The organism is Collinsella sp. AF29-7AC, from assembly GCF_003475665.1.
Classification (GTDB): Bacteria; Actinomycetota; Coriobacteriia; order Coriobacteriales; family Coriobacteriaceae; genus Collinsella.
The window spans coordinates 1-11,852 of record NZ_QRQX01000033.1; the positions used below are offsets into that span (position 1 = coordinate 1).

Here is an 11,852-nt window from a genome sequence, read left to right on the forward strand (position 1 = left end):
GGGGCGCCGGGGGCGGGAATCGCGCACTCCATATTTTGTTCACAAATGAATAGGTCCCTCAGTCGCATCACTGAGGTTAAAACTGAAGCATTGGCTTCTGATATTGGCGATGACCAGCTGGTTTATAGGTGTTGAGGCGTCGGTCATCTCTGGAGCGCTACTTTACTCTAAAGGCATCAGGTTTTGGTTTCCTGTCGGTAAAAGGCAGGTTTTGTTCGCCAAGCGTTCTTATATATAGAGAAGTTCGGGTTCGAACCCGTGTCGCGGCAACAAAAAAGCGGCCGGCATCCGCCAGTCGCTTTTTTAGTCTATGGTGGGCCGTCAGGGGTTCAGCCTGCTCCGCAGGCGGCCGCTGCGGCGCTTTCGCGCCTTGCGCGCTGCGCTGGCAAACGCTCATGCGTTTACTCGGCTCCGCACCCCGACGGGTTCGAACCCGCGTCGCGGCAACAAAAAAGCGGCCGGCATCCGCCAGTCGCTTTTCTATTCTATGGTGGGCCGTCAGGGGTTCGAACCCTGGACCTTGGGATTAAAAGTCCCCTGCTCTGCCAGCTGAGCTAACGGCCCGCGGGTGGCATTGTACCACGGTCTGGGACTATTCCCAACTCCATTGGCCGTTCTGGAAAATCACAACTTCACGTCCATCGGGCGTAATGCCCGTAATATCGATGTCGTCCGTGCCGATCATAAAATCGACGTGCGCGCTCGACACGTTGACGCCATGCTCCAAGAGTTCCTCTTTGGACATATCATATCCACCCTCGATGCACTCGGGGAAGCCGACTCCCAGTGCAAGATGGCAGCTGGCATTCTCGTCATAGAGCGTGTCATAGAACAGGATGCCGCTTTCGCGAATCGGCGTGTTCTTGGAAATGAGCGCGACTTCTCCCAGGTGAGCAGCGCCCTCGTCGGTATCGATGATACTTGCGAGCGTCGCCTTGCCCACGCGGGCGTCGTAATCCACCACGTGACCGTTCTCGAACTTGATCCAAAAATCATCGACCTTGTTGCCGTGGTGGATGAGCGGCATGGCCGAGTACACGATACCGTCAGCGCGCATGCGATCGGGCGAGGTGAAGACCTCCTCGGTGGGGATGTTGGGGAAGAAGGGATGACCGTCGGGGGTCTCACCCTTACCGCCGGCCCACTCATGGCCCTTCGTCATACCAATCGTCAGATCGGTTCCGTTCGAAGCGGTGTAGTGCAGGCAGTCAAACTGATTATCGTTTAGGAAGCGCAGGTTCTTTTCGAATGCGGCATCGTGGCGCTCCCAGTCGCTCTCCGGGTCCTGGCCATCGGCGCGGGCGGTGTGCAGAATCGCATTCCACAGCTTATAGATTGCAACCTCGTCCGCATCGCCCGGGAACACCTCGCGAGCCCAGGCAGCGACCGGCGCGCCGGCGATGCACCACGGATTGATGTTGTAATCCAGTCCACGGCGGAAAACTTTGCACTGCGTATTCCTCGCCTTGGATGCCGCGGCCGGCTTGGCCGGATCGATACCCTTGAGGGCCGCAGGATCCGCACCCTCGATAAAGACAAAGCAGGCACCATCCTGGGCCAAGGAATCCAGCTGCAGGCGCTTCCACTCGGGTGTTTGCTCAAAATAGCTTTTCTCGACATGCTCGTACGTGAGCCTTGTCACGGCATCATCGGCCCAAATGACCGTCACGTGGCCGGCGCCAGCAGCATATGCCTCCGCGACCACCACGCGCGCAAACGGCGCGCACTCGACCGGAGACTGAACGACGACCTCCTGGCCGGGCTTAACGTTTACGCCCTTGCGGACGACCAGGCGCGCGTAGTTTTTAATCTTGGGCTCCAGGGCCTTCATGCCCTCCAGAGCTTCTTCAACCGTCAGGGCAGCTCGAATCATGTGCCACTCCATCTACCTATATATAGAACAGTAAAAAGGCGCGCCGCAAAAACGACGCGCCTTATATCTTAGCGATAAGTATGCATGCAAACGCTACTTCTTCTTGGAGTCCTTCTTGTCCTCCTCGGCAGCTGCGCGCTCGATAAGGGCGTTGAGCTTGTTCTCGGACATGCCCTCGGCCTGCGTGCGGTACATGTTGCGCAGGGGACGAATACGAACGAAGTCGTAAATAAAGTCACCCAAAATGATGACGTAGGACAAAACGATGCCGACCATCTGAACGGGGCTGGACACCGTGCCGCCGGGAGCGAAGTAGAGCGAAGCCCCAATTGCCACGACGAGCACCATGCCGATAGCGAGCACGGCCCACCAAATACGGCGGCGCTTGGTGTAGTCCTCATCCTGCTTGAGAAGGATATTCGACACCGTGTAGATGCGATCCTCGCGGGCGCGCTGCTTGGCCTTGCGGGCGCGTTTTTCCTCCTTGGAAAGGCCTTCCAGGTTTTCGCCCTTCTCGAGCTCTTTGCGGCGTGCCTTGGATGATGCCGGCACGACGTGAACAGAGCTCGCTGCCTGACGGGCGGGCTTAGCGGATGCGGCGGACTTGCGCGCAACCCCGGTAACCTCGCGGGATTGCGTGCGCTTGTTCGTGGCGCTGCGGGTACTCACTTACGCGTTCTCCTTCATGCTTGTGAACTGGGAGCCCGTGATGATCTGGAAGGCCTCGCGATAGCGCTCGGACGTGCCATCGATGACCTCGGCGGGCAGGTGCGGAGTCTCCCCCGTCATATCCCAGTTGGCTTTGAGCCAATTGCGGACGAATTGTTTGTCGTAGCTGGGCTGAATCTTGCCCTCCTCGTAGCTGGCGGCAGGCCAGAAACGGCTGGAGTCGGGCGTGAGGCACTCATCGATCAGCGTAACCTTGCCATCGATGACACCAAACTCGAACTTGGTGTCGGCAATGATGATGCCACGGGTCGCTGCATACTCGGCGGCAGCCTTGTAGATCTTGAGGGAAAGGTCGCGAATCTGCGTGGCGATGTCATCGCCCACGATCTCGCAGCAACGCTCGAACGAGATGTTCTCGTCGTGGTCACCGATCTCGGCCTTCGTGGACGGCGTGAACAGCGGCTCGGGAAGCTTGGAGGCCTCGGTCAGGCCCTCGGGCAGCTGAATGCCGCAGACGGTACCGTTCTCGTCATAGGTCTTCTTGCCCGAACCGGTCAGATAGCCGCGGACGATGCACTCGATAGGAATCGTCTGGGCCTTCTTGACCAGCATGGCGCGGCCTGCGAGGTAGTCACGATACTCGGCAAACTCCTCGGGGAAATCCGCCGGGTCGATGGAAACGAGGTGGTTGGGAACGATGTCGGCAAACTTATCGAACCAGAATGCCGAGATGCGGTTGAGCACCTCTCCCTTAAACGGAATCTCGTCGGGAAGAATGAAGTCGAACGCAGAAATGCGGTCGGTGGCGACCATCAGCAGGTTTTCACCGGCATCGTAGATATCACGAACCTTGCCACGGGAATCCGGACGACGCTCCATCGTTGTCACGTGAGTCACTCCTTACCAAAATACGACAGTAATGCGGGCTCTTTCCCGCACGTTTTCGCAAACTCGGAGCGGCAGGGACGAAACCCCTCCTTCACCGAATAGCGAAAAGCTAGTGCTCCATTGTAGTAGATGCCGCGTCCGCCGTGTGCTCGCGAGGCAGATGAATCGTAAAAGTCGTACCCTTTCCAAGCTCCGACTCCACGGAAATGTAGCCATGATGGCGCTCGACAATCTGCTTGGTCACGGCGAGGCCCACGCCCAGACCGCCCGCCTCACGGGCACGGCTGGCATCGGCGCGCCAAAAACGACCGAAGATGCGCGACAGATCGTCCTTGGCAATACCGATGCCGGTATCCGAAACGGCAATACTGACATGCTTGCGGTCACTGAGCACCGACACCACGACCCAACCGCCCTCGGGGGTGTAGCGCATGGCGTTGCTCATGAGATTGATGACGCACTGCGTGATCATGTCGGGATCGGCCTCGACGACATCGTCGTGACCCTGGGTTTCATCTGCAAAGCGAAGACGAAGGTCTCGGTCGGCAAACAGACGCTCCTGACCGTTCACAATTGATCGCACGAACGGGACCATGTCCACCGGCTCAAGGTTGAGCGGCGCTGTGCTGTTTTCCATGCGCGATAGATCGAGCATCTGCTGCACCAGACGGGCCAGGCGACGTGTCTCGGATGCAACGGTTTCCAGATGCTCGTCGTCGGTAGGATACACCCCATCCTGCATGGCTTCGACTGTCGCGAGCATGGCCATAAGCGGAGTACGAAGTTCGTGAGCCACGTCTGAGGTCAGGCGCTTCTCGTGTTTCATATCCTTCTCAAGCGAAGTGGCCATCTCATCGAAGGTTTCACCCAGCTGATCGATTTCGTCATCACCGCGCAAGCCTGTACGAGCGGACAGATCGCCATCGCGAATTTGCTTGGCCGTGCTGGTAATACGGTGAATCGGCTTGGTGAGCATGCGCGACACGAGTGATCCGATAACGACCGAAATGCAAACTGCGACAACCGCAGCAAGGGCCATGGCGTTAAAGGTCTTCTCCCTAAATGCAGAATCCGCCTTGGTGAGCAAGGCATCGGAGCCGATGGCCCATAGCTTTACCTGTCCGACATGCTCGCCCGAAGACGTTATGATTTCGACGTTGGCAACGCTATCGGAGTCGGTTGGAGCAGACGAGACCGGGCTATGCGATGCTTTTTTACCGCTCGAGCTGCTCGACGCTGATTCGCTCTCGCGCACATCGGCGGTCGCACTTGCCGAAGGCCATGAGTCGTCATAGACAACAACGCCCTTCTTGTTGACGACCTGCATACTCAGGTCGTCGGACACCAAACTCGATGTCGCGACCGTACGTAGCTCGCCCGCAGTCCAGTTGCCGTTTTCCTCATACGACGTCGCAAGCTTTTCGGCAGCGGAATTTGCGATTTCGACGATATTGGAGCGCGTGTAATCCGAAAAGACCGTGCCCCACACAACAGAGACCACGCCCACCAGCACCAATACCGTCATGAGCGATGTCAGAGCAAAAGCAAGTGCCATGCGCGAGGGATAGCTCATCGTTGGCCGTGAATCGGAACGAGGCGTGTTCCAACTAGCCTTGGAACCCGCCTCGCTCTCCTGCTTGTGCTTTTGTCCGATTTCAAAGCGCGCAGGTGTCATATGTGATTTCCCTATTTCTCGTCCGACTTATCGGTCTTGCCCGGAGCCTCGAAACGATAGCCGACACCATGGACGGTGTAGAGCCACTTGGGCTTCTTGGGATCATCGCCCAGCTTGGCGCGAAGGTTCTTCACGTGGCTATCGATGGTGCGCTCATAGCCCTCAAAGTCGTACCCAAGCACCTTCTCGACCAGCTCCATACGGTTGTAGACACGGCCGGGATGACGAGCAAGCGTGGTGAGCAGCTTGAACTCGGAAGCCGTCAGATCGACTTCCTTGCCCTCGACCAAGATCTTGTGGCCCGAGATATCGATGACCAGATCGCCGAAGTCGAGTACCTCGACGGCGGGCTCGTCGGCCTGATGGGCACGGCGGAACAGAGCGCGAACGCGGGCGACGAGCTCGCGCGGCGAGAACGGCTTAATCAGATAGTCGTCGGCGCCGAGCTCAAGACCGATAATACGGTCCTCGATCTCGCCCTTGGCCGTCAGCATGATGATGGGGACATCCGAGGTGTCGCGAATGGTGCGGCAAACGCGCTCGCCGGGGATCTTGGGGAGCATAAGGTCGAGCACGACCAGGTCAAACTGATGCTTCTCGAACTCCTCGATCGCGGACTGGCCGTCGCCGACGCCCACAACCCAGTAGCCTTCGCGCTCGAGATAGGCAGCGACGGCGTCACGGATTGCCTTCTCATCCTCGACCAGCAGAATCTTTTTTGCATCTGAAGCCATAACACGGCCCCCCTGTCTCAATTAGCTAAGAACAAGCCCATTTTAACGCACCTGAGCCCGCCGGATGCCGCTATGACGCGGCAGCTCGGCGGGCGGTACTCACAATTACAACGCGTTTATTCCCCTGTTGGCGCCTTTTTAACCCCTCTAAGCTTAAAGAGAGAATAGGCGTGCGGTGACCGTCTCTGGTATACCCTGGCTGTTGCGCACCGTGGCGTACGTAAGGAATGAGTCCGATTTTCCCGCCGTAGCTGGATAATCGCCATACTCCAAAGCGCGGTCGGGCGACAACAGCGAACCATAGGTCTTGGCAGAGGTGTCGATCAGGAAATGCGATGCCTGGACTTTAACCAGGTATTTATTTTTCCTTCCCGCAGCGCACGCGAGCGGCTCACGCGCAAGGAAGAGGTACGGCCCGCCCTCGTTACCGATATAGGTGCCCATATTGCCCAGGCTACCCACACCGTTATACGTCGCCTCAATGGAGAACACGAAGGTGTCGCCCATATACACGGCCTCGAAAGGCGCAACCGACGAAGGAAGCACCAGCTGAGCTCGCTTCGTATTGTTGCCGTCGGTCAGGTCGATTGCCGTCATACCGTAATAGACGCCCTCATCATTGTGCACGCGGGGCGAGATAGTCAGGATGCCGTCGCTCACGCGCGGGGCGGATGCGAAGCGGCCCGTCGACTTCCAGATAGTCTCAGGCTTGGACTCGCTGGGTGACTGACGGTAGCAGTACGAATCGTTACTCGTCTTGCTGCCGCCGGACGAAGGCATCTTATACCAGATGACCGACGACCCATACGCTGTGAAGAGCGGCGGATCGTAGTTTTCGCCACCGCGGTCGAGCTCGACAGCGTTACCGGTAAGGGAGGAGCCTGCAAGGTTTTGCGCATAGAGTTTCCAAGACGCATTGGCAAAGTTCATCTCGACCCACGCGAACACGCCATCACCCGCGCGAACGTCGTAAAACGCATAACCGGTTCCCTCAACGGGATCCTCGATAAGTGTAGTAAGCGAGCCATCGCCCAGGTTGAGCACACCGAGTGTGTTGGCGTGCAGTGCCGATGCAGGCGCCATCATTGCCGCAGCATAGTCACCATCGCAGTAGTACAGCAACGTGCCCAGCGGCAGCGTCCACGAGGCCGTGGGCTCAAGATCGATATCAACAGCTTCGTACTCATCAGTGATCGAGACAATCTTCGAATCGTCCTTGATAACCTGCGGCTCGCCGGCGGCATCGTCGCTGCTGCCCGTTTTTTTCGAGCAACCGGCAAGCACCGTGGCAGCGCCCGCGGCAGCACCGCCGAGCACAAAGCCACGGCGCGATATTCCATTCTTGATGTGGTCGGCGATACCCATTAGGCGATCTCGGCGCGAGCGGCCTCGATAGCGCGCGTGAGCTGATCGGCGCAAGAGGTCTTTTTCATACCGCAGGTATTACCGGCGAGAACCTCGATTACGCGATCGGCAGGAGCACCCTCGACCAACTTGGAGATTGCCTTGAGATTGCCGTCACAGCCGCCGGTAAACTCAACGCCCAGCACCTTGCTGCCATCGTCAGAGAGATTGAGGTGAATATTGCGAGAGCATACACCCTGCGGCTTGTAGTCAAAACTAATCATTGAGATCCCCTCTCAGAAAGAAATTTCAGACGTCTATTATCCCCGCCTGGGCCGACTTATTATCGCAAGCACCGATTCAACATCCTACGATGCATGAACTCGTGGGGGCAAGATTAGCAGCCCGCACCCCGTGCGTGGACCGTGCGCTTCTCCCGATACATATCATGGTCGGCGACACGATATACATCGGCCAGCGTATTTCCAGCCGTCTCGACGGTCGCCACGCCAATCGACGCGCTGACCGTCAGGGCCTCATCACTTACCGCGGCAAGACCGAGACGAAGATCCTGTTCCAGCCCGAGCGCAGACTCGTTGTCAGTATGGGGGCAAACCAGCAAAAACTCGTCGCCGCCAACGCGCATCGGCAGGTAATCCGCACCAGCCACCCGCCGCAGCACGGACGCCGTCCGTCGCAGCAGTTCATCCCCCATCTCGTGACCATAGATGTCGTTGGTCCGCTTGAGATAATTGCAGTCCACCATAATCACGCTCACGGGCAAGCCCTCGTTTACCAGGCTATCTCCGCGCGATTCAAGATAGTTACGGTTGCGAAGCCCCGTCAGTTTATCTTGGTATGACAGCTCCTCGGCATGCTTGACCATCGATATGTTGTGCGTCGCCACGACGACCGACTCCAGCCGGCCTTGCTCATCGCGATGCTGGGGGACAACCTGTAGCGAGTACCAAGCACCTCGACAATCTCGCACCTCGGCAGCCAAGTACGGTACGCCCTCCATACGTTCACGGAGCGTACTTATATCTACGAGTTCCACAACCGCTTCGCGGCTTTCGGGGCTCACGATATCCCGGCAGACCGTGTCCATAAAGTCATATGCCTCGCTGTGCTCGGCAAATATCTTCGCTATCGCCGGCGACATATTGATTCCCTCGATCTCGAGGGCGTCGAGATGCAAAAGGAAGGTCGAATCGTAGATAGCGCTTATGGCATTGATAATGCCGAGCTGTTTATCCTTTTCGGCCAAATTGCGGTGGTCAACGATATTTTGAGCCAACAGCACCACGACCCAAAACGCAAGGCTCACCAAGACGCCAGCGGCGACAAATGTGATCCTGCCAGACATGACCTCAGATTTGGGATACAGCGCAAACAGGCGGTAGTCCTTATACGCCGCACGCACGGCATACCAGGTAGCCCCCCGATATTCGACACGTGTTAGACCTTCGTCTTTCCAGTCAATTCCACTATCGACGAGAAGTCGAGCAAGGGTTATATCGACGGTCGAATCGTTTGAGGAAACGATTTGCGCATCACACATCACCAGCACCGTTGGACTCTGGTGAAACGTGTTGTTCACGAGCACGTCGGCTATCGTGTACGAATAATCATCGGCGGAATCAGCCGCAAGCGATCGATACCCCAGTGCTACGCCATCGCCGTACGGAACGGCGGTCACGGCAAAGTCAACGCCGCGACGCTCTACGACGGTCGAGTAGGACACTTTGGAGCCTCGATACATCGATGCGACCGACGAACAGGCCAGCTCCTCTCGCCACAGCATCAGCGGATCGCGACCGTCGACATCGTAATGAGCGATCATATGGCCGTCGGCGTCCATGACCAGCATTCCCGAAAGGTGCTCGTTGTGGACATACTCCTCGACCAGTGCATCGTTAATTTCGACGCGGTCAGACGGCAAGAACGTCGCGAATGACTCGACCGCGGCATCCAAATTGTGCGTCGCCTCGGTTTTTCTTCCCTGCTCATATCGGTCATATTTTTCGCAGGCGGCCTGTAAAAACACCATGGCTTCCCGGCCAAACCCAAGCGTCTTATCGAGGCAGCGATGCGTGCCGACCGTATACAGCAGGCTCAACAAGACAATGCTGGTCACAACGGCGACAGCCGCGGTAACTAAATGCTTTCGATGCAAGCGGCGCCCATCATTTGTCATGATTCCGCTCCTTGCCTGCCTGTCGTCGCCCCTGCCTTGTAACTGTCCACAATGCGCTCAATCGTGCCATCTCGGTCCATGTCGAACAGCACGGTATTGAGGTTTTTGACGTACTCCCCCTCATAGCTGTTCTCAAACGCAACGCCCAGGTCAACTGTCATAACGTTGTCGGCAAACACGCGATAAACACCGGGATACTGCGCGACGAGCCGGTCGAGCGATTGAACGTCCGCCATCCAACAGTCAACATAACCTTTGACCAGGGCAGCTTTGCAGAGTTCGGCAGAACCATACGATTTGATGTGCACATCCGGCGAGATCCCTAGGTCCCCGGCAAGCAATCGGCGTTCACTCACCGAACCCGCAATCACCGCAATGGTCTTGCTTCCATCGAGAGACTCCAAACCCTTGATACCACTCGTTTTCTTGGCGGCAACCGAGACTGTCACGGTCAGATACGGCTCAGTCCAGTAATAATCATCTTCGCGATAACAGGGCGAATAGTCGCACCACAGACAATCGATATCGCCGTTTTTGAGCAGGCGATCGCGATCATTCCAAGATATGTCAACAAATTGCGGTTTGATTCCAGCACGCTTGCAGGCCTCACGCGCGATATCGATATCGATACCGGCGTAATCGCCCGTGGTATCGATATACACATAGGGATCGTTATCCGTAACGCCGATTTTGAGTACCGGGAGATCCTTGTCGGTTTCATTCGAGGAGGGAGAGCTGTTTCGAGCGGTATACGTCAGGGCGACCGCACAGGCGGCAACAAGGAGTATGAGCACAGACGAGACAATGGTGGCTCGCTTGATACGTCTGGGCACGCGCCTCCTTTCATCGAAACAGCAGTAGGATTCATTTTATTACCGGGAGCCGATTCGGCAGCGAAAAAAGCGCCTCGCCCAAGACGGGCAAGGCGCCAATGGTTGAAATGCATCTGCGGGCGGTCGAATTAGGTCAACCCTACTCGAAGCTCAGCTGCTCCAGGCGATCGAAGACCGTGTCGATACGGGTGAGGAAGTCCCACGGGTCAAAGATCTCGTCGAGCTTCTCCTGGCTGACGGTGCAGCGCGGGTCGGCCTCGAGACGCTCCTTAAAGGTGGGACCGGAGACGCAATCCTGCACCTCGTGCCAGGTAGCCATGGCGTTTTCCTGCACGATCGCATAGGCATCTTCGCGGGTGATGCCCGTATCGACGAGGGCCAGCAGGACCTTGGAGGAGAAGATGAGACCGCGAGTCTTGTTGAGGTTGGCCATCATGCGAGCCGGATACAGCTGCAGGCCGTCGATAACGCGGATGAGGCACTGGAACATGTGGTCGAGTGCGATGAAGCTATCGGCCTGGGCGACGCGCTCGGCAGAGGAGTGCGAAATGTCGCGCTCATGCCACAGGGCAACGTTGTCGAAAGCGACCTGGGCGTTGGACTTCACGATACGCGACAGGCCGCAGACCTTCTCCATGGTGATCGGGTTGCGCTTGTGCGGCATGGCGGAGCTGCCCTTTTGACCCTTACGGAACGGCTCCTCGGCCTCGAGCGTATCGGTCTTCTGCAGATTGCGAACCTCGGTAGCGATGCGCTCGCAGGTGGCCGCCGTGGTGGCGAGGACACCGGCGAGGTAGGCGTGATGGTCGCGGGAAATGACCTGCGTGGACAGCGGATCGTGAACCAGACCCAGGTGCTCGCAGACATATTCCTCGACAAACGGCTCGATGGAGCTGTACGTGCCGACAGCACCCGAGATGGCGCCGAAGGCAACATTCTTGCGGGCGTCCTCAAGACGGTCCAAATCGCGCTTGAGCTCCCAGGCCCAAGAGCCAAACTTCATGCCAAAGGTCATCGGCTCGGCGTGGATACCATGGGTACGGCCGGCGCAGAGCGTCTTGCGCTCCTCGAAGGCGCGACGCTTGCAAATCTCGCCGAGCTTCTTGACGTCCTCGATGATAAGGTCACAGGCCTGGGTGAGCTGGTAGCACAGAGCCGTATCGCCCAGGTCGGAGCTGGTCATGCCATAGTGAACCCAGCGGCTGGGCTTGGGGTCGCCCTCGGGAACATCGGCGTCGATGTACTCCTTCATGTTGGTCAGGAAGGCGATAACGTCGTGGCGCGTGACTTCCTCGATCTCATCGACCTTTGCCTTCTCAAAGTTGGCATGGTCGCGGATCCACTGGGCTTCGTCTTTAGAAATGCCGATCTTGCCGAGCTCCGCCTGGGCCTCGCAGGCCAGGACCTCGATCTCCTGCCAAATGGCGTACTTGTTCTCGAGGGAGAAGATGTGTCCCATCTCCGGGCGGGTATAGCGATCGATCATAGCGGCTCCTTTTTGGCTATTGGCACGTTGGTCGTAACCCAACCATTGTACCGTGCGCAGGTGCAAGTATGGGCAGCAGGCATGAACCTAACATTTTGGAATTGGAGCCTTGATTATCGACTTTATCCGAACACCTCCCACATTCATCCGTAC

General features: G+C 57.5%; 10 protein-coding genes and 1 tRNA gene. All 11 read right to left on the minus strand.

Annotated elements, in window-relative coordinates:
- Nucleotides 1–488: 488 nt before the first annotated feature.
- A tRNA-Lys gene (locus tag DWZ15_RS09880) sits at nucleotides 489–564 on the minus strand.
- 28 nt (nucleotides 565–592) lie between these two features.
- The gene (locus DWZ15_RS09885) at nucleotides 593–1,873 is read right to left on the minus strand and encodes an aminopeptidase (protein WP_118266955.1); all 1,281 of its coding nucleotides are present in this window, start codon (nucleotides 1,871–1,873) and stop codon (nucleotides 593–595) included.
- A 93-nt stretch (nucleotides 1,874–1,966) separates the two neighbouring features.
- Nucleotides 1,967–2,542: a hypothetical protein gene (locus tag DWZ15_RS09890; protein WP_118266956.1), complete on the minus strand. Its 576-nt coding sequence runs from the start codon at nucleotides 2,540–2,542 to the stop codon at nucleotides 1,967–1,969.
- Nucleotides 2,543–3,421, minus strand: coding sequence for a phosphoribosylaminoimidazolesuccinocarboxamide synthase (locus DWZ15_RS09895; RefSeq protein ID WP_118266958.1), 879 nt, complete (start codon nucleotides 3,419–3,421; stop codon nucleotides 2,543–2,545).
- A 118-nt stretch (nucleotides 3,422–3,539) separates the two neighbouring features.
- Nucleotides 3,540–5,105 carry a cell wall metabolism sensor histidine kinase WalK gene (locus DWZ15_RS09900; protein WP_118450752.1) on the minus strand — a complete coding sequence of 522 codons (1,566 nt, stop codon included), beginning with the start codon at nucleotides 5,103–5,105 and terminating at the stop codon, nucleotides 3,540–3,542.
- 11 nt (nucleotides 5,106–5,116) lie between these two features.
- Entirely contained in the window at nucleotides 5,117–5,839 is a 723-nt protein-coding gene (locus DWZ15_RS09905; protein ID WP_118450754.1) for a response regulator transcription factor, read from the minus strand.
- A gap of 153 nt (nucleotides 5,840–5,992) precedes the next feature.
- Nucleotides 5,993–7,204: a twin-arginine translocation signal domain-containing protein gene (locus tag DWZ15_RS09910; protein ID WP_118450756.1), complete on the minus strand. Its 1,212-nt coding sequence runs from the start codon at nucleotides 7,202–7,204 to the stop codon at nucleotides 5,993–5,995.
- A complete protein-coding gene (locus DWZ15_RS09915; protein WP_089572560.1) occupies nucleotides 7,204–7,467 on the minus strand; it encodes a TIGR03905 family TSCPD domain-containing protein in 264 nt (87 codons plus the stop codon). Before DWZ15_RS09915 ends, DWZ15_RS09910 begins: the two co-directional genes overlap by 1 nt.
- A gap of 113 nt (nucleotides 7,468–7,580) precedes the next feature.
- Nucleotides 7,581–9,380 (minus strand): GGDEF domain-containing protein, encoded by a 1,800-nt coding sequence (locus DWZ15_RS09920; RefSeq protein ID WP_118450758.1) that lies wholly within the window; start codon nucleotides 9,378–9,380, stop codon nucleotides 7,581–7,583.
- Nucleotides 9,377–10,213 (minus strand): ABC transporter substrate-binding protein, encoded by an 837-nt coding sequence (locus DWZ15_RS09925; protein WP_117655801.1) that lies wholly within the window; start codon nucleotides 10,211–10,213, stop codon nucleotides 9,377–9,379. The genes DWZ15_RS09920 and DWZ15_RS09925 overlap by 4 nt, the downstream gene beginning before the upstream one ends.
- Before the next feature lie 139 nt (nucleotides 10,214–10,352).
- The gene (gene purB / locus DWZ15_RS09930; RefSeq protein WP_118450760.1) at nucleotides 10,353–11,699 is read right to left on the minus strand and encodes an adenylosuccinate lyase; all 1,347 of its coding nucleotides are present in this window, start codon (nucleotides 11,697–11,699) and stop codon (nucleotides 10,353–10,355) included.
- Between the last annotated feature and the right edge of the window lie 153 nt (nucleotides 11,700–11,852).